This window comes from Parapedobacter sp. GCM10030251, from assembly GCF_042666505.1.
Lineage (GTDB): Bacteria > Bacteroidota > Bacteroidia > Sphingobacteriales > Sphingobacteriaceae > Parapedobacter.
This window is the reverse complement of sequence record NZ_JBHTDN010000003.1, coordinates 230,391-255,908: the sequence shown is the minus strand read 5'-3', so window position 1 is coordinate 255,908 and position 25,518 is coordinate 230,391. Positions and strand designations below refer to the sequence as shown.

Annotated in this window: 22 protein-coding genes; 13 read left to right on the top strand and 9 right to left on the bottom strand. The window is 49.7% G+C overall.

Annotated elements, in window-relative coordinates:
• The first annotated feature begins 48 nt into the window (after positions 1–48).
• Complete coding sequence (locus ACFQRK_RS10485; protein ID WP_379006301.1) at positions 49–270, top strand: helix-turn-helix domain-containing protein; 222 nt, start codon at positions 49–51, stop codon at positions 268–270.
• Here the strand turns inward: ACFQRK_RS10485 and ACFQRK_RS10480 are convergent.
• Positions 267–836, bottom strand: a complete 570-nt coding sequence (locus tag ACFQRK_RS10480; protein ID WP_379006299.1) for a PhnA domain-containing protein — start codon at positions 834–836, stop codon at positions 267–269. The two genes, ACFQRK_RS10485 and ACFQRK_RS10480, sit on opposite strands and share 4 nt — an antisense overlap.
• Before the next feature lie 145 nt (positions 837–981).
• Between ACFQRK_RS10480 and ACFQRK_RS10475 the strand changes: the two genes are divergently transcribed.
• Positions 982–2,508: a hypothetical protein gene (locus ACFQRK_RS10475; RefSeq protein WP_379006297.1), complete on the top strand. Its 1,527-nt coding sequence runs from the start codon at positions 982–984 to the stop codon at positions 2,506–2,508.
• Positions 2,509–2,558: 50 nt separating this feature from the next.
• Positions 2,559–3,089, top strand: a complete 531-nt coding sequence (locus ACFQRK_RS10470) for a hypothetical protein (RefSeq protein ID WP_379006295.1) — start codon at positions 2,559–2,561, stop codon at positions 3,087–3,089.
• A gap of 33 nt (positions 3,090–3,122) precedes the next feature.
• Here the strand turns inward: ACFQRK_RS10470 and ACFQRK_RS10465 are convergent, their stop codons facing one another.
• The 3 genes from ACFQRK_RS10465 to ACFQRK_RS10455 form a co-directional block, all read right to left on the bottom strand.
• Complete coding sequence (locus ACFQRK_RS10465; protein WP_379006292.1) at positions 3,123–3,920, bottom strand: class I SAM-dependent methyltransferase; 798 nt, start codon at positions 3,918–3,920, stop codon at positions 3,123–3,125.
• Between the two features lie 203 nt (positions 3,921–4,123).
• Positions 4,124–4,921: a hypothetical protein gene (locus tag ACFQRK_RS10460; protein ID WP_379006289.1), complete on the bottom strand. Its 798-nt coding sequence runs from the start codon at positions 4,919–4,921 to the stop codon at positions 4,124–4,126.
• 5 nt (positions 4,922–4,926) lie between these two features.
• On the bottom strand, positions 4,927–6,222 hold the full coding sequence (locus ACFQRK_RS10455) for an OmpA family protein (protein ID WP_379006287.1): 1,296 nt from the start codon (positions 6,220–6,222) through the stop codon (positions 4,927–4,929).
• A 252-nt stretch (positions 6,223–6,474) separates the two neighbouring features.
• Here ACFQRK_RS10455 and ACFQRK_RS10450 point away from each other — a divergent pair, with 252 nt between their 5' ends.
• Positions 6,475–7,791, top strand: coding sequence for a hypothetical protein (locus ACFQRK_RS10450; RefSeq protein ID WP_379006286.1), 1,317 nt, complete (start codon positions 6,475–6,477; stop codon positions 7,789–7,791).
• 21 nt (positions 7,792–7,812) lie between these two features.
• The gene (locus ACFQRK_RS10445; protein ID WP_379006284.1) at positions 7,813–8,568 is read left to right on the top strand and encodes a carboxypeptidase-like regulatory domain-containing protein; all 756 of its coding nucleotides are present in this window, start codon (positions 7,813–7,815) and stop codon (positions 8,566–8,568) included.
• Positions 8,569–8,587: 19 nt separating this feature from the next.
• Here the strand turns inward: ACFQRK_RS10445 and ACFQRK_RS10440 are convergent, their stop codons facing one another.
• Genes ACFQRK_RS10440 through ACFQRK_RS10430 form a run of 3 tightly spaced genes read right to left on the bottom strand, consistent with a single transcriptional unit; the run spans position 8,588 to position 10,168 of the window.
• Positions 8,588–9,301 (bottom strand): hypothetical protein, encoded by a 714-nt coding sequence (locus ACFQRK_RS10440; RefSeq protein WP_379006283.1) that lies wholly within the window; start codon positions 9,299–9,301, stop codon positions 8,588–8,590.
• Positions 9,302–9,325: 24 nt separating this feature from the next.
• A complete protein-coding gene (locus ACFQRK_RS10435) occupies positions 9,326–9,451 on the bottom strand; it encodes a hypothetical protein (RefSeq protein WP_379006281.1) in 126 nt (41 codons plus the stop codon).
• A gap of 6 nt (positions 9,452–9,457) precedes the next feature.
• Complete coding sequence (locus ACFQRK_RS10430) at positions 9,458–10,168, bottom strand: LytR/AlgR family response regulator transcription factor (RefSeq protein ID WP_379006279.1); 711 nt, start codon at positions 10,166–10,168, stop codon at positions 9,458–9,460.
• 192 nt (positions 10,169–10,360) lie between these two features.
• On the opposite strand from ACFQRK_RS10430, the gene ACFQRK_RS10425 reads away from it, so the two are divergent.
• On the top strand, positions 10,361–12,289 hold the full coding sequence (locus tag ACFQRK_RS10425) for an ATP-binding protein (RefSeq protein ID WP_379006277.1): 1,929 nt from the start codon (positions 10,361–10,363) through the stop codon (positions 12,287–12,289).
• A gap of 77 nt (positions 12,290–12,366) precedes the next feature.
• Positions 12,367–12,996 carry a response regulator gene (locus ACFQRK_RS10420; protein WP_379006275.1) on the top strand — a complete coding sequence of 210 codons (630 nt, stop codon included), beginning with the start codon at positions 12,367–12,369 and terminating at the stop codon, positions 12,994–12,996.
• A gap of 2 nt (positions 12,997–12,998) precedes the next feature.
• On the opposite strand, the gene ACFQRK_RS10415 is transcribed toward ACFQRK_RS10420, so the two are convergent.
• Positions 12,999–13,592, bottom strand: a complete 594-nt coding sequence (locus ACFQRK_RS10415) for a Crp/Fnr family transcriptional regulator (RefSeq protein ID WP_379006272.1) — start codon at positions 13,590–13,592, stop codon at positions 12,999–13,001.
• Positions 13,593–13,733: 141 nt separating this feature from the next.
• On the opposite strand from ACFQRK_RS10415, the gene ACFQRK_RS10410 reads away from it, so the two are divergent.
• A complete protein-coding gene (locus tag ACFQRK_RS10410; RefSeq protein WP_379006270.1) occupies positions 13,734–14,462 on the top strand; it encodes a LytR/AlgR family response regulator transcription factor in 729 nt (242 codons plus the stop codon).
• On the opposite strand, the gene ACFQRK_RS10405 is transcribed toward ACFQRK_RS10410, so the two are convergent.
• On the bottom strand, positions 14,459–15,265 hold the full coding sequence (locus ACFQRK_RS10405) for a hypothetical protein (protein WP_379006268.1): 807 nt from the start codon (positions 15,263–15,265) through the stop codon (positions 14,459–14,461). The genes ACFQRK_RS10410 and ACFQRK_RS10405 overlap by 4 nt on opposite strands.
• Positions 15,266–15,789: 524 nt before the next feature.
• On the opposite strand from ACFQRK_RS10405, the gene ACFQRK_RS10400 reads away from it, so the two are divergent.
• The 5 genes from ACFQRK_RS10400 (at position 15,790) to ACFQRK_RS10380 (ending at position 25,483) form a co-directional block, all read left to right on the top strand.
• Entirely contained in the window at positions 15,790–16,617 is an 828-nt protein-coding gene (locus ACFQRK_RS10400) for an SGNH/GDSL hydrolase family protein (RefSeq protein WP_379006267.1), read from the top strand.
• Between the two features lie 186 nt (positions 16,618–16,803).
• The gene (locus ACFQRK_RS10395) at positions 16,804–19,179 is read left to right on the top strand and encodes an ABC transporter permease (RefSeq protein ID WP_379006264.1); all 2,376 of its coding nucleotides are present in this window, start codon (positions 16,804–16,806) and stop codon (positions 19,177–19,179) included.
• A 27-nt stretch (positions 19,180–19,206) separates the two neighbouring features.
• Entirely contained in the window at positions 19,207–21,684 is a 2,478-nt protein-coding gene (locus ACFQRK_RS10390; RefSeq protein WP_379006262.1) for an ABC transporter permease, read from the top strand.
• Between the two features lie 66 nt (positions 21,685–21,750).
• A complete protein-coding gene (locus ACFQRK_RS10385) occupies positions 21,751–24,156 on the top strand; it encodes an ABC transporter permease (protein ID WP_379006261.1) in 2,406 nt (801 codons plus the stop codon).
• Between the two features lie 133 nt (positions 24,157–24,289).
• Complete coding sequence (locus tag ACFQRK_RS10380) at positions 24,290–25,483, top strand: ATP-binding protein (RefSeq protein ID WP_379006258.1); 1,194 nt, start codon at positions 24,290–24,292, stop codon at positions 25,481–25,483.
• Positions 25,484–25,518 lie beyond the last annotated feature (35 nt).

Sequence of the window (25,518 nt, the reverse complement as noted above, 5' to 3'; positions counted from 1 at the left end):
TATTTTCTATACAAATAGTATATTTACCCACACAAATGATTGAACCACATGACGTTGTTAGGAGAAATTTTGGCTAAACGATCCGTTAATAAGTCAATGGTTGCCAGACGTGCCGGGCTGAGCAAAGCCCGCATGAATGAATTGACCTTGAACCCCTCAGCCAAACTGCGGGCCGACGAGCTTTATCTTATCGCAAAAGCGATCGATATGGATCCCTGTGAATTGCTTACGTTATTGTGCGGTCATTTGACCGTGAAGCGCGCGGACTAGTTCTGCTTTCGCAGGTATTTTGTAAGAATAACTATAAGCTGCCCTTCTATGCGGCCCTCAATTTGCTCCGGGTTATTTTCAACGAGGCGGATATTTTTAACCACGGTACCGAGCTTCGCGCTAATCGAACTGCCCTTCACGTCCAAAGTCTTGGTAAGCACAACCGAATCACCGTTTTGCAAGACGTTACCGTTGACATCCATGTGCCTAATACCTTCACTTAATTCTGCTTGGTCGCCGGCGGCCTTAGCCCATTCGAGTGTCTCGTCGTCCAGGTACAGGATATCCAACGCATCCGCTGCCCAGCTTTCTCCTTTTAAACGGTTGAGCATCCGCCAGGCGAGCACCTGGACGGCAGGAATTTCGCTCCACATTGCATCTGGCAGAAAACGCCATGCATCAGAATCCAGCGACTCCGTTCCCTCGATTTGACCAATCAGCGATTTGCAGACAGCCACCTCATTAGCCGCATAGGAAGTAGGCGTTACGTGGTACACCACCACCTCCGTTTCCTTTTGACATAATTCACACCTGCCACTACTTCGCTCCATCAGCTTTTCGTTCATGAGTCGTACGTATTGGTAATGGCAGCAAAGGTAACATTTTGTAACAGACAACGACGGCTCATCTACGGTGCTTCGTCTTTATCGACCGTAAGCACGCTTCGTCGAAAACGAACATCACCACTTCAGATTCCAAGTATTTTTAAGCATGAAACATAAACACGACATTTCCTGCACAAATTATAGCGTGATGTTTGGTTTACTTGGACAAGCGGTCGCAGACCAAAAAACCAAAAAAAAGCAATTGAAACAGACACCAATATATCGGTTGCCCGCGCTTCTGCTGATGTTAATATGCACGCTGATGCCGTCTGCTCAATCCAAGACAATCGATAGCCTTCAGCATTATCCGCTATATATCGACCTGCCGTTGCTGGACCTGCCTTTCCAACGGGACGCGGCACGTACCGGGGAATTGTTCGACAGCTATTCGATGCAGCAGGCACTCGCGGTAACACAAAACCTTCACCGGGTCAACTATCATCTCAATAATAAACTCTGGCAGGGCATAATCCGCCCGGATACGAAACGAAAGCGCGTTTATAACCGTATCGCAGCCAACCTCACGTCAGGTTTGGTTGACTATGTGTTTACCTACTACGGCGTCGTACTCTCCGCCCAATGGATGCACGAGGAATTCCACCGGGCTGGATTAACCGTGAGGGGTATAACGTCTTATGACGAAACGTATAACCGCTTCAATGGGGGATTTGCCAATGGTTCGGTAAGCCGTGTGAAGGACGAAGACCTCATCCGCCTGAAAAAAGTGGCTCCACAAGAACTGGTGCGCAGCTTTGCTGCGGGGATTGAAAGTGAATTGCTGCTATTGCGGGGCTTGCAAAAGGATAATTTCTTCGGCGGCGCTAAACATGCCAATATCGCATTGAATATCCTGCTTACCAAGCATGCCATCGATTACGTGAACCAATTCAAACAAAAGGATTACAATGCCAGCATCGATAGTATGAATGCGCATGGACTGACGGTTGCCGATCGCGACTTCGTAGGCTGGGATTTTACGCCGTGGGTATATGACTTGCACCGGCCGGACGAACCTTACGAGGCACGTGGCACACACCCCAGCGGTGTAGGCATCGACCGTGCGATCAAGACGACCTCATTGACGGATGAAGAACACCGATATCTCAAGCGGATGGGCAACCTGCAGTACCTCAACTTCCTTTCGCCGTTTATGGTGGGCATTAACCGGATTCGGCTGAATGAACAAACGGCATTCAACATTGCCGTAAGGCATTACCTCAACGCTTTTGGATATGACCTTACGGCCGACTTCTTTATCGACCACCGCGAACACCAATACCTTGTCAGCCTGCATGGCTACCGGAATAAACATCGGTTGCTACCGGGCATCGAAATGGAACGCAGCCCCTACGTATTTAGCCTCGCCGGAAAGGATCGCTTGCTGCTACAGCCCTCTGTCTTGCTTTGGCTGCAACCCGAAGACTTTTTTGATCGCAAGGCGACTCCAGGGGGGCTACTGCGATTGCAGGGTTCCTATGCACTTGGTAACACTTGGCGCATTGTGGCGGTTGCGGAAGGAAAGACGAAAGGTTGGGTAGCAGGAAACCCTTACCTGGACGCAAAGGCTAACTTCCGCCTCGGGGCTTCGGCGTCCTTTGATGTCGGGAAGAAGTATAGGGCCTCTTTGAGATAAGCCGTCGATAGGCACCGATCGATTTGTGTTTCAGTTCGTATTTAAAAGCGATGAACATTCGTTCTATACATCGCCTATCCCGTCTAGCCGCATTAATCGTGCTGCTCAATCTGATGGCCCTAGCGCATACCTACGCCCAGCGCGCTTCGGGAGTTATCGCCATAAACAGATTCGGCGTGTCCTATCAACGAGCTTTCGGTGTGGACCTTGGGCTCATTGCCTACAACACGTTGTACGGATCTCAGGAGCGAAGTTTTTACGACGTTTCATTAGGTTTCGAATCCGTATTCGCCCGACAATTCGCGCTCGTTCCGAAACTGAACGTAGACGTGGGAATCCGATCGTCTCTGTTTGACGCAGCTACCCTGGGCGGCGGGGTTGATGTGGGATGGTATACCGACTTTTCCGGCGGTGACTGGCGCATCACACCAAAGGCCGGAATCACCTTAGGATCGGTATTCAGGCTGTATTATGGTTATCATCACTATGCATCCGAATCGGTTCCCTTACGTACGAGCCGGCACCGCATTTCCTTCGAGTTGAATATTGCGGCTTTCCACGACTTTAAGATTGGCTTCTAATAAGTAGTCGCTCAGGATGAATCTCCGACTGTCTTACGGTTTTTGGACGACTATGAACGCATAGTCGCCAGTCGTCGACCGGTATTTTTCAAAGATGCGCAGCAAATCGCCGGTTGCAAGATCTTTTTTCAACCTCGTCAACCCCGTAGCCAACTCAGTGGGTGAAACGAGGGATGAAAAAGATGAGATTCCTCGCCTGAAGTCCGGATCCAGATACAGCGTAGGCCGGTGTTTACCAGCATACAAAAAGAGGTCCGTTAAATCGTTACGGACATCGTAGCTATCGATGCCAATCAACCGAAAGCCGGCGCACGCCAACTCCCTGATGACACTTTCAATCATGGGCATTTGGCGCATGGAAGCGGCCATCATTTCAGGAAAGTAGTGATTTAACCAATAATGTTGCATTTGATTGGGGCACGATGTAAAAATCACGATCCGCCCGCCAGGTTTCAGTACCCGGCTAATTTCGCGGAACGCTTTTAGCCTGTCGGACCAATGATGAATGGTCAACATAGCGATCACGTTTCCAAACTCACCGTCTAACGCGGGAATGGCTTCCGCAGCGCCAAGCCTCCAGTCGATCGAGTTATGTTGACAGCTTGCAACCGCCAGCATATTCGTCGACGGATCAATACCTACGATGTCCACGCCCTTGCTTTGCAATGCAATCGTATAATTCCCGGTTCCGCAACCGATGTCCAAGCTCTTACCCTCCCGGGGAGATCGCAGCGATGCATAAAAACGACCCGTTATGTAAGCATCTGCCGATCGTGTTACGTTGTAGCCAGAGCCAATCACATTGTATTTTGAAAGAAAGTTCGGATACATGGTATAAAATCAGTTAGATTAACCAAGGCATCTCCCTGTTCTGAACGTTGCACAAATCCTTCAATCACCTCCTTGCAATTTCTGCCTCCGTAATTAGAAAAAAGCACAACTGCCTTTTGTTGCTCAGGGAAATCAATCAAGTTGGCATCCACACCCAGAGAACTGCCATTCATCGTGTTGTTAATCGCAGATTCCGAGTAGGGTTACCGATAGGGCTCCAAAGCCTCGACTAGCTCCCGGTAATCTTTCCGTGTCAACCCCGGTCCATCGGTAATTTCCCACAGAGCGTTCTGGATCATACCGTAAATCACCTGCCATTCAGGCGTCTCATAATCCGGCTCAAATGCATCCCAGGGATTGTAATGCTGCGTAAGCCGTAGCTTGGGGTAATCTGCCAACAGCTCCAGCAACTTGCCGATATTCGGATCGCTGGTGACCACACTGGGTTCGTACATATCCTTGCCGATGGGGTAATCCCGCGTGTCCCATTGTTGGTTTTCCTCCCAAGGGAATGCCATGGTATGGTTCAGGCATCCCAAGCCGAGGTATACAGTGGTTGTATCTGCAGGGGGATTGACGTCCGCATAGGTAGGCGGCACCTGGATACGTACCGTTGACGTTAAGATACCATTCTGTGTGCGTCCCTCGTGTTTGAACAAACAGATTAATCCACTCGGTATTTCCACGGTGACCGTCACATCCAAGTTGTTGATAAAATTCACATCGGCATAAAACGTGTTCAGGCTGCCATGTAATAATCCGAGATCGGGGTTAAACGGCTCATCCGGCCGCGCCACAACTTCGATTCCTTCCGGCAGCTGCCAAGGTACGCCGGCAGGAATGCCATCATTATCGCCCAAACCCGGTTTGTCTTTTGAGGACGGGATGACAATATCCCAATCGTTTCCTTCTTCCAGCGGATCGGGAAGGTCTGTCCCCTCGCCTTTTCCGCAACCGACCAATAGCCAAAGCGCTACCGTATAATACATCCACTTGCTCATCAATCTTATAATTTAATAAATTCTACCCTTCTGTTTTGCGCACGGCCTGCAGCCGTCTGATTGTCGGCCACCGGCTCCGCTTCACCCTTGCCTCCCGTCTCCAGTCGGCTGCCATCAATGTGGTATTCGGCTTGCAGCACTTCGCTCACCGCAGCTGCCCTGCGTTCGCTGAGTTCGAGGTTGGTGTTCTCGTCGCCCACTCCATCGGTATGTCCCACGATGCGGACACGGATATCCGGATGCTGCGTAAGCACAGCGGCAATGGCTTTCAGCACACCGGCTGACTCGGGTTTAAGCTTCGCCGCCCCGGTATCAAACAAAATGCCTGTTGTGCTGAACGTACCCTCTTCCACCAGCTTGTGTCGTGTATCGGGCAGCCCTTTAGCGATCTTGATATTGCTGAAGTACACACCGATCTGCTCGTCGTCATACGGGCTGCTGCTCAGCTGGAAAAACAGCTGATTGAATTCACCTCCCTTAGGGATTCCCTTCGGCACATCGTATAGCTTTTCGCCGTCTACCCAGATACGCAGCCGCTCCTTTTGCCCCTGGATGGCCACATGCGATACCTTCCCGTACCATTGGCGTACCAGCGGGTTCCTGGTGGGCGGATTGTTGAAATAACGGGTATATTTTTCATAGCTTTCGAGCACGAGGTTTCCAGCATCGGCAAGCGGGGCGACTTCCACGTAAAAAGATTTGTCGCCCTTCGGATCGGAGAGCAACTTGTTGGACGTAGTAGACTCCGTACCGGTTGCCAACGCGCCAAACTTAAACGACGGTGGGAGCCAGCCTTTAAAGTCGATTTGCACCACCATATCAAATTCCACGGTAAAGTCCGGTCCAAAGGATTTTTCATTATCGGTTAAGACCACCGTACGCTGTGCCATACGGAGCCACTGGCCCGGGATGCCATCGAGCGTAACGACTACTGAACTGCCATTGCTGTTCCATCCAGTGGGCAGCTCGCCGACCGCCTCCCCCGTGAAATCGGTTGCATACAGCACGGAATCTCCGGGCACAAAGTCGTATTTGCTAAAGGATTGAATAGTTGCCTGCTTGGCGGCGACCGTGTCCGCTCCCGGTCCAGCGGCTCCCTCGTCCACCGCAGAAGTGGTCTCCTTCGATGTTTTGGTTGCCGATTCGATGGCCTTATCCATTCCCTTTGACACCGCCTTGTCCGTTTCGTTCAGTATTTTCTGGGTGGCGGTTTGCTCCGCGCGCCCCTTTATTTTGTTGAGGATGGATTGTGCGTGTGCGCCGGCGGGCAGCATGGCAGAAAATACCATTGATAGAATCATCAATCTGGTTGTTTGTTGTAAACGCCTCATAACACCAATTATTAAATCCACGCAAAATTACCTTCTTGCCTCCAACGTGTTTATGTGTTTCGATGAACGGCAATATAAGGGCACGAATGCATCATAGCTTCGACGAAAAACCCGCTTTCCCTTATCGACAGTTGAGGTGGGTTCGTCGACGCTATCGATCGTTTATCGAAAGCAGACGAAATAACAGCCGGTTATCTGCGATACTTGTCCAAAAAAAGACGCATGATGGCTTACAAGAATATCGCATATCGACTCGCATCGGGACTGTTCCTCCTGCTGGCTATTGCCTGCAAAAAGGATACGCCGCCCCCAGAAGAACCCCGCCCTATTTTCGGCGAACCGGTCGTTAAACCCAAGGGCCAACCTACGGGTGAAGCCGTTTCGGCAGTAATCGGGCCCCAAGGAGGAGTTCTTTGGTACGACGATGCACTGCGACTGGAAATCCCCGCCGGTGCAGTGGAAGAACCGACAACTTTCGGCATCCAACCCATCAGCAATACCCTCGATGAGGTTTCGGCCTATCCCGCCTTTCGGCTGACACCCGAGGGCACATCTTTCAAAAAACCCGTCAAGCTGTCGTTTATATACGCACCCGGCGCCGGGGTCAATCCCGGGGGGCGCATGGTAGCCTTCCAGCGAAGCGACGGTGTGTGGTGTGGACTGCCTACCGAACTGAACGCATCGCAACGGCGACTGACGGTAGAAACCTCGCATTTCAGTGATTGGGTGTGGTTTGATATGCTGTCCCTTCGGAAGGACAACGAAACCGCCGGTGCAGGAGAAACCGTCAACCTCAAGCTGATGGAACAGGTACTTGGCGCACTAATACCCACAAGCTCGATCGATAGCGTACCGCTGGCTGCCATGGACGACGTCGGCTTTTCAAAAGATATTACGGTAAGTGGTTGGAAGATCGTTGCGGGTCCCGGCTCGTTGGAGCCAAAGCTCAATACCCATCTATTACTCGGCGACGCCATCTATACGGCTCCGGAAACCGTGAACGAAGCGACAACTGTCGAAATCCAAGTGGAAGTAGAAAGCAAAAACGGTTACATCAGCGACCCCTCCGCGCCCAACGGGCGACGCAAGTTGGGAAAAATGATTCTGCTGACGACCATCCGCTTGGTACCTGAAAATTTCGTGCAACTCACGTTAAACGGTGCGGATCAGGAGCTGCCCCAGCTCGCAGATGCCCGCATTGTTAACGGCATACTGTACATCCGGACAAACGACGAACGGATCAACCTTGTCCTGCAATGTCACGGCACCCAACCGGGCACCTACGCGGGCGGACAGGAAGGCGGGCAGGCATGGTTCTACTTATCCCGATCGCAAGGTGGAAATCGGCGCTTTTACAACAATTTCTATCGGTCTTGTGATGGCAACGACGAGATCTTCAACGGAACCGCCATCATCCATTCGGTTGACGACTACGTGGAAGGTTCTTTCACGGGTAGCCTTTATCCCCTTGATGTGCAAGAATGCGAAATTCCGGAAGCGACCGCCGTCGAATTTAAGTTCAAGGTTAAGCGTAGTTGATAATCCTAAATAACATAAGACATGATACAGCTGAAAACACAAATCAAATGGATCGCTTGCTCGCTAATGGCAGGCCTTATCATTCAATCGTTTACCAATTGTTCAAAGGCTAAGGGGGATTCGGAAGACGACGATACGCCAAAAACCGGCTTTCTGACCGGTATCGTGAAAGACCAGTCCGGAAATCCGCTGGAAGGCGTACGTGTCCTCGTGGATCACAGCATTTTTTTCAACTCCAACATCACCGGACTCACCAACAGCCAGGGAAAGTATGCCATCAAAGTGCCGACCGGCTCGTGGTATGCGTTCGCCATGAAAGAGGCCGAGTACCACGGCAAAACGTACTCGTTTTATCTGCATCCCGATCATTCCGCCGGTTTCGGCGGCGAAGGTGCGGTGCGTAATTTTGTATGGAGGCTGTCGGGCGTTATGCCGGAACCGCTTTCGGGTCATTATGGCGGATTGATAACCATCGACCATTTTTCGGGTGTATACATTGAAGCGCGCGAGATCGATTTTGTGCTCACGCCCATGGGGCCGCTGATTGATGGCAGCCAAGGGGAACGGCTTCGCCCGCAGGCCGAAGATGGGTATACCCTCAAGGATATTCCCATCGGTCGATACCGGCTTACCGCTACCTATGAGGGTAAACCGGTATCGTTCCGCCGATGGAACTCGGATGAAACGTTCGTCGAAGACTACGAAGTAAACTTCGAACCGCAAATTGCCGCACAATGTGACAATTGCGCGGCATTGGAATATTATTGGGAACCCTAGCCTTCGGGCTTTTCATTTTTTATCGATTCGGAATGGCGTCGAACGCACGCCGGTAGGTCTCGGATACGCGGCCGTTCCGACATATGTCGTAGACGCACGACTGCAAGGTGGTGGAAATATCGAAATCGGGCAGCTGCCCCGGCCGCACTTTTTTACGAGCTACCTGGCCAGCAAAATCCAGCATTGGCTGGTACGTGGTCACCGGGCCGACCATATAGGCGCTTTCGGTTGTTGCAGGGTCACGATTCTCATTCAGGCAATAAAGTCCTATGGGCTGATAGGTCACACTTTTTGGTTCAATGACAATCGTTCCGGGCTGCAATAGGATTCCATTTTGATAGGCCAAATCATTCGAAACAAAAATCAACCCCGCCGGCAAGGCCACGGTCACCGGCGTTTCGTTGTCGTTGCGCAGGCTCAGGCAAACCAATACGTAAGCTCCTTCATCGAGCTGATCCGCCCGTGTGCGGCCGCCACACAGTTCCGGTTCGTAATATCCGTCAAATCCACGGATGTCACCCTCCACGGATACGCCCTGGAGCCATGTAAATACGGTACCCTCCGGTGCATCGCTGGAATCACCAAAACCTTTGGGCACACCCGGCTGTTGCGCCGGTTCTTCCGCGGATGGCGGGTCATCCGGCGGCACGCGGTCTTTGCCGCAGCTGTCCAGTGTAGTCACCAATACCACCAAGGCAAGCAGGCCCATCCTTTTCGTTTGACGTGTTTTCATTATCATCATTTTCTAGTTAATTAATTATTTTCGTCTCTTTCGGTAGGTATAAATCAGCCAGGCCCCGATTTTCAGCAGCAGCAACAGGGTTGCCGCCAATCCGACCAAAAGCCAGCGCAACCGCTCCCCGTCCAGATAAGAATACCCCATTGACCGTTAAAGGATTAACGATTTGATGCCGTTCAAGTAATGTTTACCCACGCCGATTTCCTGTCCGTTTTCCATCACTAGGTAAAGCCTGCCGATCTCCCGATAACACGTGTCTATGCGTTCTACGTTGACGATAAACGAGCGGTGTACCCGTAAAAATTGCGATTTGTCCAGTCGGCGCTCAATATTGCCGATGCCTGATGAGCTCAGGAATTCGCCATGTGCCGTGAAAACGACGGTATAATCGCCCGCCGCTTTCAGGTAACGGATATCGTTTATGGCGATACGCCGCAGCCGGTCGCCATCCTCCACAAAGAGGTGCCTATGCCGAACGGAATGACAGGGCACCGCGCCCGGCAAATCGTCAAGGGACTGACAAGCCGCCTTTCGCAACGCAGCATCCAATCGTGCCGCCCCATAGGGTTTCAGTAGGTAATCGAGTGCCTGATGGTCAAAGGCTTGCAAGGCATAGGATTCATTCCGCGCCGTATAGATAACCTTGGGCATGTGGGCGGCTTCGCGGATGAACTCAAACGTATTTTCGCCCAACTGTACATCCAGAAAAAGTACATCAGGCTCCAATGCATTTACATAGCGGAGGGTTTCGTGGCAATTCCCGCATTCACCCACCACACGAAATCCCGGGCGGTTATCGATGTGCTGCCTGATTTGCTGGCGATGCAAAGGTTCCCGATCCGCAATCAAAATCGTATTCATGTCTTCTTTCGTTATTTTTGCTCATACTTCTACCACATCAAAAATAGGGCGCATCGCACGGACCCTTAAGCGCAGTTGTGACGGAATACCGATTTCCGTAGTACTACGTAGCTATGGAGTGCTGTTTGGAGAATGCGCTGACCGAGTGTAACATTCGCTGCTATTTTCTCGTCTACTACGTAATTTACCGACATGATACTAACCGTTAGAATACTTCTCTTTTGTCTATTCATGCTGTCCCTCGCGAAGGGGCAGGATATCAAAAGCGACACATTACACGTGCTCCAGCTCATTGAAGCCGCCCGGGAAAAACAGCAGCAGGGTCTGAGCGACGCGGCGGAACACGATTTCCGCCAGGCCGGCAAGTTGGCCGAACAGTTGAAGTTCGACCGTGGGCTTTTGATGTATGCAGGGCACTACTGCGTATTGCTGTACAGCCAGGTGCGTTACGAAGAAGCCATGAAGATGGCGCAGTTGCAATTGGAAGTAAGCAAACGAATGAACGACAAGCAGCGTATGGGGTATGCCTATAACAACATATCCCTGCAGTACCAGGCGCAGGGAAAATTACGGCAAGCCGCAGCGTCACTGATGAAGGCCCTTGAGATTTCTTCGGGAATCGAAAACCCGAGCTCCCGCGATTTGTCGGATCGCCGGAAATACTACAACAACCTCAGTTCGTTATTACTGGATATGAACGATCTCGAAAAGGGAAAGGATTATGCATTAAAGGCACTGGAAGTCGCTAAGCAATTACAGGATACGCTGGCCACGGGATGGAGTTTAGTCAATGTACTGGTGGCTGAGGCCATGGCAGGGGAGCTTGCCGATGCGGAAAAACATGGATTGCAGCTGTTGGAAATCGGTCAATCGCAGAAGGATATTGAGATGGAACTGAAGGCCTACATCAACCTCAGCGACATTTACCGAAGACAGAAACGCTATCCGCTTGCACTCAAGACGTATCAATCAGCCCTGGATTTATTGGGAAAAGCACCCCCGGGCAACGAAGTATACATTCTTTCGGGCATCTCATCGGTCTACAAAGACATGGCCCAGTATGCACAGGCAAATACGTACTTCGACCGGGCGCTGGCGCTGGCCGAACTGGAACTAGCAAAACCCCAACTTATTGAACTTTACCTATCGGGCGCGGAAATCAAAGAGGGGATGGGCAACCATCGAGAGGCCCTCCGGCTTCGGAAGCAATATGAACAGATAAACGATTCCCTACGCAACCAGGAAACCCACCACACGATCCAGGAGCTCGAAGTCAAATACCAAGCCTCGGAAAAAGAAAAAGCGTTGGCAGCGCGTGACCTGGAGATCGCCGAGCAGCGCAGCAAACTGGAACGAATGAATAAGTGGATCATCATGGCGGTCGCTTTGGTTGCCATCTTGACCGTTCTGTTGATTGCGGGCCGGCTGATCAATCAGCAGAAGCGTAAAACCGCCGCTTCTGAACAAGCAAATCGTTTGCTCGAAGCCCAACTGAAAGGTGAGGAAACCGAGCGGGCACGCACGGCCCGGGAACTTCATGATGGCGTGGCCAGTATTTTGTCGGCAGCTAAGCTTCATATCAACGCCGGAAAGGGCGGGGATGCTGCTTCCAACGCATTGATTGGGGAACTGATCGAAACCGCCGTACAGGAAGTTCGCAACATTTCGCATAACCTGGCCCCCGAAACTGTACTTAACGAGGGTTTTGCCCAGGCAGTCCAGGAATTCTGCCGTCGCGTAAACCATCCCGGTTTGCAATTGGAATGCTACGTAGTGGGCGAATTGCCCGCGTTGGATAAAAACACCGAACTCATCTTATATCGAATTATCCAAGAAGCCGTGACCAACACGATAAAACACGCGGAAGCCACGGAAAGCATCGTGCAGCTCGTGGGAGATGGGAGCCGTCTTTCCATAACCATCGAAGACAACGGAACGGGATTTGACCTACAGCAGGTGAAGCAGACAGGCATCGGATTACAGAACCTATCCTCAAGGATACACTTGCTACGCGGTAGTCATGAAATCCATTCCGCCCCCGGCGAAGGCACATCCATTTACATTGACATTGATACTGCACAACACTCCCGAACCAGCCCGGAAATGCCATACCTCGGATAAGACAACTTGCGTAGTGTTACGGATAAGACATCCCGGTATTTTCCTTTAATTTGCATTGACTTTAGGAGACACCTATCATGATTACTATCGGAATCGTAGACGACCACTCGCTGATCATCAGCGGATTGGCACATATGCTCGGCGATCTGCCGGATTACCCGATCCTGTTTACCGCCAACAATGGCAAACAACTGATGCTGGAATTGGAACGGCAGCAGCCCAGCGTCCTGTTATTGGACATCGAATTGCCGGATATCAATGGGATTGAGCTGTGTTCAGACGTCTTAAAAAAATATCCGGAACTCCCCATCGTCGCGCTGACCAACCACGACGAAGTGGTGTATGTAAAAAAAATGATGCGCAGTGGGGCCAAAGGATATTTGCTGAAAGGAACCGATAAACAGAACCTGCTAAACGCCATCAATGCTGTGTATGCGGGCGAACAGTTCCTGGACCGACAGGTCGAGCAAGCCATCCTGCAGCAGACGCTGTCAGGCAGGCGTACGTCCGTCGTCGTGAAACTGACCAAACGGGAAAACGAAATATTGGCGCTGATCGCTAACGAGTACTCCAACCAGGAAATTGCCGACAAATTGTTTCTGAGTGTACGCACAGTGGAATCACACCGCCATAGCCTCAACCAAAAATTAAACATCAAGAATTCGGCTGGCCTGGTGAAAGAAGCGTACCTTCGCGGCCTCATTTAACGTTACTTCTGTCCGAGCGTCTTGCGAATCCGGCTTAAACTGTCCTGATGGATAGCCAATAACGAAGCGATATACTTTAAGGGAACCTGCTGGATTACTTCAGGTTGTGTCTCCATCATTTTGATGTACCGCGCCTCCGCCGTCATGCAGATGGCATCTATCTGATTGTCCTGCAACCAGTTCAGCAATCGGTCCATGATGGCCAGTTCCATGTCGTACATTCGTGGAATCGCGTGTTTCATCGACAGCGCCATGGATTTATCCCAGACCAGCACATCGATTTCCGTGAGCGACTCCAACGCACACGTAGATAGCTGCCCGCTTTGGAGATATAAGGGCGTGGAAAGGAAATAATTGCCCGACACGATCCCCAATGTGTAATCTACGCCGTTTTCTATCCGGTATAGCCGAGCGATCCCGCTATTCAGGAAGTAAAGTGTATTGACCACCCTGCCCTGCTCCATGATCACGGTGTGGGGTGGCAGAATTTGGTGGTGCGTATGGGAACTGATGAATTCAAATTCATCGGGCGTAAAAAGAATTCCATATTGCTGTGCGAAGTGGCAAACGTTTTCGAAATGTTTCCGCGGTACCATCGGTGTACAGGTTAATTTCAGTCTAGTATGGCACTAAAATATAAAAAAAGTTGACCGGATGCAATTTCTGACATATGTCAGTTAGGGGGAATGATCCCAACCGATAACTTTGTACCACCGTTATAAGAAGAATACATAGCCATGGGAAAACAGACCGTATTGATTGTGGATCGTGATCACTCCGTTAGGCAGTGGCTGCGGGAAAACGTCAAATGTTCCTCAAACCATTTTGTATTTTGGGAGTGCAGCAATGGCCTGGAAGCGGAGAAGTACATCAACGCTCTGCAGCCGGACCTGATATTTATGGATGTAAAACTTCCCGGAAAGTGCGGTTTCGAAGTCATAGAAACCGTTGAATACCAACCAACGGTTATCTTCACATCCACATCTGCCCAAGACGCCGCCAAGGCCTTCGAATATCAGGCAATCGACTACCTCATAAAACCGCTTACCTCTGAGCGCCTGCGACTTGCCTTGGAACGGTTCAAGCAATGGAGCGGGACCACCGGTAAAAAGGTCCTCGCAAACGATTCACAAGTTAGTTATCCGGCACGCATCTTAGTGGAAAGGGGACATCGGTTGACCAGCATACCCATCAACAAAATCACGCACTTGAAGGCTGATAAAGACTACACCTGGATTTATACGCTCAACGGAGAATCTTACTTGAGCACCACGGGCATCGGGCAGCTTGAACGTAAATTGAATCCGCAATGGTTTATTCGGGTCCACCGATCGTACATCATTAATATCGATCACATTCAGGAACTGTATCGCGATATCAGCAAGCTTTTTGTTTCACTGCCCAATGCAATCGAAATCAATGTAGGCCGAAACTACCTGCCGGCCGTAAAGGAACTCATATTTTAACAACTGCCCGCATCGTCACCGGCGGATTCGATAGGATAACCCAAAAGGTATATTACCGGCAATAATTTGCCCGTAATTCTTCCCACCTCCCATATGTATAACCGGTCTGCATCGGCACGGTGGGCAAAGTCGAGCATCTCCTCCGGTGTATACGTTCTGCATACACTTACCAACCCATCCCAAAGCAGGTAAGCAGGGATGATGGGAATCAAATAGGTAAAAAGCAGCCGACGCCATTTAAAGGGACGGATACGCGGTGTGAGCCACCATACACTTAAGGGTGACAGCAGGATAAACTTCAGCAGGGTGAATACGTTCCGCTCTTGTGCTTCCACGACGAGGATGGAAGCACGTTGCGCGACGGCGTGCGATACGATCCGCTGGGCATCCAGCGGGTTAAAATGGTGAAACGACATGAATTGCGTACGTACGCCATGAAGACAAGAAGGCACATCCAACACATTCACCGGGTACGCACAGTGCGTCACATGGGCTGGAAACTGGCTCTCCAGTTTTGCAAAAGCGGCGTTATTCGGGAATAGATCGGTAAGAACTACCCTTACATCGGGTCTCAAGGGAATCAATCGCCGCAATATTTTTTCCCATCCACCCCCGCCGCCGGATGCTAGGTCGATGAAGGTGGCCTCATTGCTTCGTTCCAGCACTTCCCGCATCAAAGGAATTAAATGCTCATAGTAATCCGCTCGGTTGGAAATCGCACGGAGAAAATCCGTCCCGTAATCACGCAACCAGTTCGGGAACCACGAAAAATCTTCAAATTCAAACAAATGCAGGCGTCTCATGGGCAACGAAACTAGCCATCTATCGCAAATGTACTGTCAGCAAATCGTCGAAGCGGAGCAGTAAGCAGACAAACGTCAATATGTCTAGACGAGCGTTGGTTGAGTAGGTTCATCTCCGCATAAGTACGTAGAAATAACGTTCGGTATTACCGTGGTGATTCCATCCTGTCGCTCCTCATACCTTTGCATCGAACGATTAAGCATTCACCCTATAAAAATTGCCGGGTGTCGGTTGCGGAGGGATATCCCCTTTCAGCAACCGAGAAAGATGCCGAAGGAAACGTGACCACAAACACACAATTTCATTACAAGTGACCCTATGAAGGGCGTGCCTTAACGTGCGCCCTTCGTCCTTCGTCGTTTCAGAAGCATTGTCGCAAACTGATGCACAAGTTTGATGTGAAGGACGTTTGCAAATTCATTGTCGAAGCGATACGAAAATAGTTACTCCGAAGAAAGACCGGATCGGCATTCGCTCCGATATTTTTAGTACGTTTGTAGACAATATGACGCCACAAATAGCCATGAGGTCTACCTTCCGTTATGCCCTGATTTTTTCAATCTTCCTCTGTTGTTCCTTCAGTCCGAAACAACAGACCTGGCTGGCTCTAGGCGATTCCATTACTTATCTCAATGAACATCCCGACGAGGCGGGGGACCGGATCACAAAAGGATACATGACCCTGGTTACCGAACAACGTCCGCATATCCGGTACATCAATCAAGGACATAACGGTTGGACGGCGATACGCATCGCTGAACAAATCGATAAACTGGGACTTGAAAAGGCAGATTACTATTCGGTGTTTCTTGGCACGAACGACTGGTGGGCTGGTTTGCCCTTAGGCTCTACGGCTGATTACCGCAATAACTCCGGTGCGCGCACCACCAGTGGCGCTTTCCGCATCATTCTTGATAAACTACGCAGCTTAAATCCCAATGCGAAGATTGTTCTCATCACCCCCATGCAGCGATCCGACTTTGTTTATCTCAAGGATTACAAAAACAACGCTTGGGGATCTTACAAACCCAATAAAAACGGGCAAACACTTGAAGCATTTGCGGATACGATTCGCGCAATCGGTCGTCAAGAAGGGCTAGCGGTCGTTGATCTCTATCATCACCCCAAGCTAGGCCTTCAGAAGTTAGTAAAATTCAAATGGTTAAAAGATCCGGCATCCGGTGAATACCGGAAATATCGATATCCGGCCTACACCGCGGTTCCTTTTCATCCGGATACCGATGAGTACCCGTATCCGGAAAAAGCCATCGCCATGACGTACGACGGATTGCACCCGTCTGACCGCGGCTACCGCATCATTGCCAAGGAATTGCTAAAGGTGCTGCAGTAAGGCGATTAGCTCTGACATTCAATCCGGCCGTCCAGATGTCCGTATGTGGACATCAGGTGTCCGAATCCGGACACCCGTTTTCGAAACCAACCTCACAAAACACTACCAGTTAGATAGTTACAGTTTTGGCTCAGTTGCTGTTCTTTAACCTTCAAGAAAAAAGGTAAAAGAATCCTTACGATAGACATGATACCGAATTACATCACCACAGCACTGCGAGGCATCCTGAAAAATAAGGGCATTTCCTTTTTGAATATAGCCGGATTAGCGTTAGGCATTTCCTCTGTCTTACTCATTCTACTCTGGGTGCAGGATGAACTCGCAGTCGACCAATTTCATGCGCATGGTGATCAGCTATTCCAAGTCTATGAACGGAATTATTACGATGGGAAAGTGGAGGGGAGCTATTCCACCCAAGGGCTACTGGCCGAAGAATTGAAAAAGAATATTCCCGAAATTGAAATCGCAAGCGGGATGGAGTACGTAGCACCTCCGGGCACCAGTAGTACATTTTCGGTAGACAACGCCGTCAGCAAAATGACGGGCTTTTTTGTCGGCGATGATTTTCTACGTATGTTCAGCTATCCGTTACTGCACGGGGATCGACAATTGGCGCTAACCACACCGAATGCAATTGCCGTTTCGCGAAAAATGGCCGAAGTTTTTTTTGGGAATGCCAGGAATGCTATTGGCAAAACTATTCGTTTTGAAAATAAGGAAGATCTCCAGGTAACGGCCGTTTTCGAAAACGTTTCTGTCCATTCTTCCTTGCAGTTCGACTTCCTGAGGGGCTGGACTGATTTTGTTAACCAGAATGCTTGGGTAAACCATTGGGGCAACACCTCCCCAACGACATTCGTACAATTACGTGCCGACGCCGATCATCAGCACGTAGAATCCAAAATAAAAGACTTTGTCTATAATTATATGGACAAACCTGAGAACTTCCGAATCGAACTCGCTTTGCAACCTTATGGCGAACGATATCTGCATTCTAATTTCGAGGACGGCTACATCACGGGTGGGCGGATCGAGTATGTCCGGTTGTTCTGCTGGGTCGCCTCTTTCGTACTGCTTATCGCCTGCATTAATTTCATGAACCTGGCGACTGCCCGCTCGGTTAAACGTGCCAAAGAAATCGGACTCCGTAAAACCATTGGGGCCTCTAGGCTTTCAATAATCCGGCAATTTTATTTGGAAGCGTTTCTGCTCACTGCCTGTGCACTCGTTGTCGGGCTTTTACTCGCTTTCAGTTTCCTACCCGTTTTCAATCAATTCACCGGAAAATCACTGGTCCTGCCTCTCTCGGCATCTGGCTTTTGGCTCTCTGTGTTAGCACTGCTCGTTATCGTCGGCGTAGTAGCCGGAAGCTACCCTGCGCTCTATTTGTCCTCGATGCGGCCGATCCAGGTGCTGAAGAACAATTTCCGGTCGGGAGGAACTGCTTTTCTCCGAAAAGGATTGGTAGTCTTCCAATTCACGCTTTCCGTCCTGTTGATGTTAGGCATGCTGGTCATCTATCGCCAGCTAAACTACATTCAAACTACTCACATTGGTTATGATCGAGAAAATTTGGTATACATCCCTATAGAGGGTGATTTGGTAACGAATTATCAGCTATTCAAGACACGAGCGGAAAACAGCACCGAAATTCTTTCGGTATCCAAAATGCGGAATTCACCTACCGTAATCGAGCACCACACGGGAAGCATCAGTTGGCCCGGTAAGGATCCCAATCTCACGGTGTCTTTTGCCGATGCCGTGGTTGGCTACGATTTCGTAAAAACCATGCATCTAAAGCTGAAGGAGGGACGCGATTTTTCACCTGCTTTCGGCACGGATTCGGCGGCCTATCTATTGAATGAAACCGCTGCGGAGCGGATGGGCTTCCAATCGCCTGTCGGTCAAACCGTAGATTGGGGAAACCGACCAGGAAAAATCATCGGTGTATTGCAGGATTTCCATTTCAATTCTTTCCACCAAGCCATCGATCCGCTGATCATTCGATTGGATGAAAACTGGACATGGGGAACCATCTTGGTACGCATCAAAGCAGGTCGTACAAAAGACGCAATCAGGGTCCTTAAACAGCTATGCAGAGAATTGAATCCGAAAACCCCTTTTACGTATCAATTTTCCGATCTGGAATTTTCCAAACTATATAAAAGTGAAGAAACGGTCGGCAAATTGTCCGCTTGCTTTGCGTTGTTTGCTATATTGATTTCCTGCCTCGGTCTTTTTGGCTTATCGGCATTCATGGCTGAACAACGCACGAAAGAGATCGGCATTAGGAAGGTCTTGGGTGCATCGGTAAGCAGCGTAATCTCGCTGCTCTCTATCGACTTCACAAAGCTTGTTTTGGTGTCCGTTGTCATTGCCTGCCCCTTAGCGTGGTGGGCGATGGACAACTGGCTTGCAGGATTTGCCTATCGGATCACAATCGAATGGTGGATGTTTGCCGCCGCAGGATCGGCTGCATTGGCCATTGCCCTGACTACCGTAAGCTTCCAAGCCGTCAAGGCTGCCATTGTGAATCCGGTCGAGTCGCTCCGCGAGGAATAACGTTGATTAATTAAACTGATAGGTAAGATGATCGAGCACTACCTCAAATCTGCTTGGCGAAATCTCTTCCGCCACCGGCTGAATAGCTTCATCTATATCGCCGGACTTTCCGTCGCTTTGACTTGCGTGATTTATATCGGCCTATATATCCATGATGAGCAGACCTTTGACCGCTTTCTGCCCGGGGTTGACCGTATATACCGGGTAAATATAGACGGCAAGATGGGACCCGAAGAATTCCTGGCAGGCAACACGCCACCCCCCGTTGGTAAGGCTCTCACGGATAATTTTCCGGAGATAATCGATTATACACGGATCTATCTATGTGGCACCGAAAACATTACTGTTGGAAACGATTCAGAGAAAAAGGTGTTTACGGAAAAACGCCTATTCTCCGTAGATTCGAATTTCCTGGACTTTTTCCAATACCGGCTGTTAGCAGGCGACGCAGCTACAAGCCTTCAACATCCGTACTCGGTCGTACTCACCGCACAAACGGCGAGAAAATATTTCGGCAGGGAATCCGCGGTAGGAAAACACTTGCAATTTGATGAATGGAACGAGCCATTTGTTGTGACGGCCGTATTAGCGGACCTCCCTGATAACTCGTCCCTGCAATTTGACCTCCTAATTCCCAATCGCGCTGTCCCCCCCGTAAACCGGTTTTCATGGAGTTGGGTGTGGTTACAGATGAATACGTTTGTCAAGCTGAATAATGCCGCCGCTAATCCGGAGACCATTGCTCAAATGGAGCGGAAATTCCCGGCCATGGTGAGACAACTTGCGACGGCGGCCTTCGAGCGCATCGGCAAGCCCTTTGATGAATTCATTAAAAACGGAGGTCGATGGAACCTGTTGCTTCAGCCCTTAACGGATGTGCATCTCGGCTCTACCGGAATCTACAGTAGCCACATCGCGCATGGAAACCCAACCACGGTACGCGTATTCTACGCCACGGCTTTGCTGATACTGATCTTGGCATGCATAAACGCTATGAATCTTACTACCGCACAGGCGCTCCGCCGAAGCAAGGAAGTAGGCGTACGGAAAGTGCTTGGGTCGACTCGCCCCTCGCTTATCGCCCGGTTCGCCATCGAGTCGGCGTTGTCTAGCCTATTGGCTGCGTCCATTGCGCTTATATGGGTCTGCAGCTTGCTCCCGCTATTTAACCGGCTGACGGGCAAATCCTTCAACCTTGCGGATATCTTCTCCCTGCAGCATGGGCTGGCCTTGCTGGTGTTGCTTGCCGTCACCGTATTGCTCTCCGGTTTATACCCCGCGGTTTACCTCACCCGCTTTAAACCTGTGACCATCTTCAAGGGCGGTTCCCAGCCAACCAGCGTTTTCGGCGGGCGATTCGTTCGGAATGGATTGGTCATATTTCAGTTTACGATCTCGACTACACTTATCATTGCATCCATTGTTATTTACTTCCAGGTTCGCTATGCCAACGAAATAGACCTTGGATTCGACAGAGAGCATGTGTTGTTATTGAGTCAAGTAGAAAAAGTTTCTACCTCAAGCCAAACGCTAACGGAAGAATTGCGGTCGACCACTGGGATACAAGCCGCTAGCCTTTCTACGGGCGTACCATCAAAAAATTCGTTCGGCGATTTTTATGTTCCAGAACCCACGGAACGTGCACCCGACGTGGTGAAAGACATCGTATTGAATTCCTTTATGGTTGACGAGCAGTTTGTAGCCACACTAGGGATGAATATCTGCTACGGCCGTGCGTTTTCTGCCGACTTCAATGATTCTACGTCTGTCATCCTGAATGAAACCGCCGTGCGACAGATTGGTTGGACTCCCGAGACTGCGGTGGGCAATCACCTCCAGTATCCGGGAAATGACAATCAGCGGTTTACGGTCGTTGGGGTAGTCAAAGACTTCCACAGCGAGTCGCTCCACACTGCGATCATGCCCTTTGCGCTGTTTCATTTCTCATCTAAATCATTTTATCCAAGGCAACTGTTTATTTCATTGCGTCTGGACAGTGGTGCATATAGGGAGACCTTGCAACGTATAGAGAATCGCTGGGCTACATTCACAACGACTGTACCTTATCAGGCCTCCTTCATGGATGACGAATTGGAGGCCTTGTATCGGACAGATAGGCAAACCGGTCTTACCTTCGGCATGTTTACCCTTCTTTCGATATTAATTGGCTGTATGGGACTGTTCGGCTTGGTTATGGCGAACACCGCGCAACGGGTGAAAGAAATTGGCATCCGTAAAGTATTGGGGGCATCCGTACCAAGCATTGTACGGATGTTGTCTAGGGAATTTATTACCCTCGTGTTAATCGCCATACCGATTGCCGTCCCAATTGCTTGGTGGGCCATGAGCAAATGGCTGGATGATTTCGCGTATCAAATAACATTGGAGTGGTGGATGTTTGCGTTTTCGGGAGCACTGGCGGTGGTCATCGCGGTAGCAACCGTGAGCTGGCAAGCGATACGAGCAGCGACGATCAATCCGGTCGAGTCGCTCCGCGATGAATAATAAAAAATAATTAGTCAGCCGCCGGTTGACCGATAGCGACAACACCGATAAAGAAAAAAGACTACCATGTTTCAAAACTCCCTAAAAACCGCGTTGCGCAATCTGTTCCGGCAACGAATGTTTGCGGCGATCAACGTAGTAGGTTTGGCTACGGGCATAGCGACCTGCCTCCTGATCGGGTTGTTTGTATTCGATGAATGGAACTATGACCGTTTCCACGAAAAAGCCGATCGCATCGTGCGCGTAGTATTCACCGGCAGCGTACCGGGTGGCGAAATCAAAGAGGCCAATGTGATGCCTCCCACCGCGCAGGCAATGCAGGCTGAATTTCCCGAGGTAGAAGAAACTACACGCCTCGCGCAGGGCGGGAGACCTTTCTTCCTCGTCAATAACCAGTCCTTCAACGACGAGGAACTGGCCTTTGTAGATTCCAACTTCTTTCAGGTTTTTAGTTTTCGCCTGCTTCAGGGCAGCACTGAAACCTCCTTAATCGCACCATACACTGCGGTTCTTACCGAAAACACCGCCCGCAAATATTTCGGCACTACCGACGTAGTCGGCAAAGAGTTCTCCATAAAGGGAGACAGCACGCCGCTAAAGGTGACGGGCGTAGTAAAAAACTTACCCCCTCATTCACACATCCATTTTGATGTATTTGCTTCGATGGGCAGTCACCCGAATTCTACATCCCATTCATGGATGGAATCAGGCTTCTATACCTATGCCGTACTTCGGAGCGGTGCCGACTTTAAGGCGGTAGAAGCCAAATTGCCCGCGTTATTTGAAAAGTATGCCGGTCCGCAGTTTCCATCAGCCTTTGGCATGAGTTATACCGAGCATCGCAATGCGGGCAACACGGTCGGCTTGCACCTGCAACGCCTCACCGATATCCACCTGCATTCGGATTTCGCCAACGACTTGAGCGCTCCGGGTGATATACGCTATGTATATATATTCAGTGCTATCGGGTTATTTACACTCCTCATCGCGAGCATTAATTTCATGAATTTGACCACCGCAGGTGCTTCCAGACGCGCAAAGGAGGTGGGTGTACGCAAGGTACTCGGTTCGCGACGACAAAGCCTTACTTTCCAATTCCTTATTGAATCTTTTTTGCTAAGTTTCATTGCCCTGTTTTTGGCCTTGGGCTTGTCCTATGTGGCGCTGCCCCTTTTCAACCAACTATCCGATAAATCGCTGACACTTGATATATTGGCGCATTGGTGGGTCATCCCTTCCTTGCTGGCTGTCGGATTGATGGTTGGCATATTGGCGGGGAGCTACCCGGCGTTTTTCCTGTCTGCTTTCAAACCGGTAGCGGTATTGAAAGGAAAGTTAACACCTGACAACAAAAACACGGGATTGCGAAGCGGATTGGTTGTCTTTCAGTTCCTGATTTCCATTTGTCTGATCATCTGTACGACCGTCGTGTATAAACAGCTTGATTATATTCAACATAAAAAACTTGGTTACGACAAAGAACAGGTCGTTGTGCTCCAAACATGGCCATTGGGAAAAAACGAGGAAGTTTTCCGACAGCAGCTACTACAGGATACACGTGTGCTTCACGTGACAAATTCCCCGTATGTGCCAGCAGGCGCCACCTATCAAAACAACTTTTTTGTTCACCCGTTAGACCATCCTTCCCATTGGGTAAAAACACTTCGTTATGACGTGGACGAACATTACATTCCTACCTTAGGTATTGAAATAGTGGCTGGCCGTAATTTTTCGATGGATTATGGCACGGATTCCCTGAATGCAATCATCAACCAAACCGCGGCAGCAGCATTTGGATGGACTCACGACGCATTGGGAAAAACCTTGGTCAATGGGGATAACAAGCACCTGCAAGTGATCGGCGTGGTGAAAGATTTCCATTTCAAGTCATTGCGCGAATCCATCAGCCCCTTGGTAATGGTTATGAATAAAAATTTCGGCAACCTAATCATCAAGACCAAGCCGGGTAGCCCGTCCGCATTGCTGTCTGCCATAGAAGCCAAATACAATGCGCTGCCCCACGATTTGCCTTTTTCCTTCTCGTTTCTGAATGAGCGCATCAATAATACGTACCATGCGGAAAGGAAAACAGGGGCCATCTTGGGTATCTTTGCTGGATTAACCATCTTTGTAGCCTGCCTCGGGCTATTCGGGTTGGCTACTTTTACCGCTTACCAACGCACGAAGGAGATCGGTATTCGCAAGGTATTGGGCGCAACAGCTGCAGGTATTGTCCGTTTGTTGGTTATCGACTTCGTCAAGCTCATCGCGATCGCTTTGCTTATTGCCTGCCCCATTGCCTGGTGGGTCATGAATAAGTGGCTGGAAGATTTTGCCTATCGCGTTAACATCCAATGGTGGGTATTTGGTCTGGCAGGAATTACGGCCATTACCATTGCAATACTCACCGTAAGTTGGCGCGCAATTAAAGCGGCGATCGCAAACCCCGTTGAGTCGCTGAGGAACGAATAAGGCAAATAACGCCGTTATTTGTTGATTTTCAACACCGCACCGCCAGTAGGTTAACGACTTATTCACAAAGCCAAACAAAATTAGGGGTTGCAGTGTTTTTTGTGAAAATCGTTTTGAGTATATGCGCTCGTCTATGAAACAATTGTACACCAATAACACGTCCACACAATTGCACCCGCAATCCTTTCCATACGCTCCCCCGTTTTTCCCAAACGAAATAACCGCCTGTGACGTCCACCCGGTCGTCCCCCACCCCATCGAGAAGGCATTGATAAGAACCGAAGAAAAATACAAAGCGCTGTTTAATTCCATCGATGAGGGCTTCTGCATTATCGAAATGCATTTTGATCAGAATGAGCGCCCCATCGATTACTGCTTTCTGGAAGTAAACGCAGCGTTTGAACAACAAACCGGCATTACCAACCCAACCGGCCGATTCATGCGTGAAATTGCGCCTATGCATGAAGAACATTGGTTTGAGGTCTTCGGGAAAGTAGCCATTACGGGCGAACCCGTCCGCTTTGAGAACCATGCAAAGCAACTTAACCATTGGTATGAGGTTTATGCATTCCGTACGGGCGATCCGGAACAGCGGCAGGTTGCTGTTTTATTCAAGGATATAGACGGGCGAAAAACCGCTAATCAGTGGAAAGACGATTTTATCAACGTGGCCAGCCACGAACTGCGTACACCGCTCACGGGGATAAAAGGATATACGGACCTTTTGAAACGGCAACTGCAGGATTCAACATCCGGTGAAAATCTGCGCAGGTTGGTCAATAAGCTCGACAAGCAGGTAAACAGGCTGGCCAATCTGGTTAACAATCTGCTGGAAACCACAAACTTATCTCACGGAAAACTGATTCTTTTCAAAAACTGGTTTGATCTCAATGAATTAATTGTTGAATGCATATCGCAGCTGCAACCCATTACTCCCGACCGTAAACTGGACTTAAAACTGGAAAGTTTGTCACCGGTTCGGGCGGACCGCAAACGGATTGCACAGGTGCTGGTCAATGTTATTTTCAATGCAATTAAATACACTGAGGCAGACGGAACCATCGTGGTCAGCACCGCGTTAGATAAACCAAATAATGTAAAAGTTACGGTACGTAACATCGGCATAGGCATTTATCAAAAATATGTTGGAAAAGTATTTGATCGTTATTTCCGGGCCAGCAACACCGACCGCCCCAATCATTCGGGTATGGGATTAGGGCTTTACATCTGCGCCGAAATCATCAAACGCCATAATGGTACCATTGCTTTGGAAAGTACTTCAAATAATGATGTCGTCTTTTCTTTTACACTTCCTTGCCAAGACTGAGCTTCAAAGCCCATCCGAAATTAAAAAGTCAGCCT

What these genes read in the sequence shown, in the direction of transcription:
- ACFQRK_RS10485 (WP_379006301.1), top strand. Translation starts at nt 49, where the DNA reads ATGACGTTGTTAGGAGAAATTTTGGCTAAACGATCCGTTAATAAGTCA.
- ACFQRK_RS10480 (WP_379006299.1), bottom strand. Translation starts at nt 836, where the DNA reads ATGAACGAAAAGCTGATGGAGCGAAGTAGTGGCAGGTGTGAATTATGT.
- ACFQRK_RS10475 (WP_379006297.1), top strand. Translation starts at nt 982, where the DNA reads ATGAAACATAAACACGACATTTCCTGCACAAATTATAGCGTGATGTTT.
- ACFQRK_RS10470 (WP_379006295.1), top strand. Translation starts at nt 2,559, where the DNA reads ATGAACATTCGTTCTATACATCGCCTATCCCGTCTAGCCGCATTAATC.
- ACFQRK_RS10465 (WP_379006292.1), bottom strand. Translation starts at nt 3,920, where the DNA reads ATGTATCCGAACTTTCTTTCAAAATACAATGTGATTGGCTCTGGCTAC.
- ACFQRK_RS10460 (WP_379006289.1), bottom strand. Translation starts at nt 4,921, where the DNA reads ATGAGCAAGTGGATGTATTATACGGTAGCGCTTTGGCTATTGGTCGGT.
- ACFQRK_RS10455 (WP_379006287.1), bottom strand. Translation starts at nt 6,222, where the DNA reads ATGATTCTATCAATGGTATTTTCTGCCATGCTGCCCGCCGGCGCACAC.
- ACFQRK_RS10450 (WP_379006286.1), top strand. Translation starts at nt 6,475, where the DNA reads ATGATGGCTTACAAGAATATCGCATATCGACTCGCATCGGGACTGTTC.
- ACFQRK_RS10445 (WP_379006284.1), top strand. Translation starts at nt 7,813, where the DNA reads ATGATACAGCTGAAAACACAAATCAAATGGATCGCTTGCTCGCTAATG.
- ACFQRK_RS10440 (WP_379006283.1), bottom strand. Translation starts at nt 9,301, where the DNA reads ATGAAAACACGTCAAACGAAAAGGATGGGCCTGCTTGCCTTGGTGGTA.
- ACFQRK_RS10435 (WP_379006281.1), bottom strand. Translation starts at nt 9,451, where the DNA reads ATGGGGTATTCTTATCTGGACGGGGAGCGGTTGCGCTGGCTTTTGGTC.
- ACFQRK_RS10430 (WP_379006279.1), bottom strand. Translation starts at nt 10,168, where the DNA reads ATGAATACGATTTTGATTGCGGATCGGGAACCTTTGCATCGCCAGCAA.
- ACFQRK_RS10425 (WP_379006277.1), top strand. Translation starts at nt 10,361, where the DNA reads ATGATACTAACCGTTAGAATACTTCTCTTTTGTCTATTCATGCTGTCC.
- ACFQRK_RS10420 (WP_379006275.1), top strand. Translation starts at nt 12,367, where the DNA reads ATGATTACTATCGGAATCGTAGACGACCACTCGCTGATCATCAGCGGA.
- ACFQRK_RS10415 (WP_379006272.1), bottom strand. Translation starts at nt 13,592, where the DNA reads ATGGTACCGCGGAAACATTTCGAAAACGTTTGCCACTTCGCACAGCAA.
- ACFQRK_RS10410 (WP_379006270.1), top strand. Translation starts at nt 13,734, where the DNA reads ATGGGAAAACAGACCGTATTGATTGTGGATCGTGATCACTCCGTTAGG.
- ACFQRK_RS10405 (WP_379006268.1), bottom strand. Translation starts at nt 15,265, where the DNA reads ATGAGACGCCTGCATTTGTTTGAATTTGAAGATTTTTCGTGGTTCCCG.
- ACFQRK_RS10400 (WP_379006267.1), top strand. Translation starts at nt 15,790, where the DNA reads ATGAGGTCTACCTTCCGTTATGCCCTGATTTTTTCAATCTTCCTCTGT.
- ACFQRK_RS10395 (WP_379006264.1), top strand. Translation starts at nt 16,804, where the DNA reads ATGATACCGAATTACATCACCACAGCACTGCGAGGCATCCTGAAAAAT.
- ACFQRK_RS10390 (WP_379006262.1), top strand. Translation starts at nt 19,207, where the DNA reads ATGATCGAGCACTACCTCAAATCTGCTTGGCGAAATCTCTTCCGCCAC.
- ACFQRK_RS10385 (WP_379006261.1), top strand. Translation starts at nt 21,751, where the DNA reads ATGTTTCAAAACTCCCTAAAAACCGCGTTGCGCAATCTGTTCCGGCAA.
- ACFQRK_RS10380 (WP_379006258.1), top strand. Translation starts at nt 24,290, where the DNA reads ATGAAACAATTGTACACCAATAACACGTCCACACAATTGCACCCGCAA.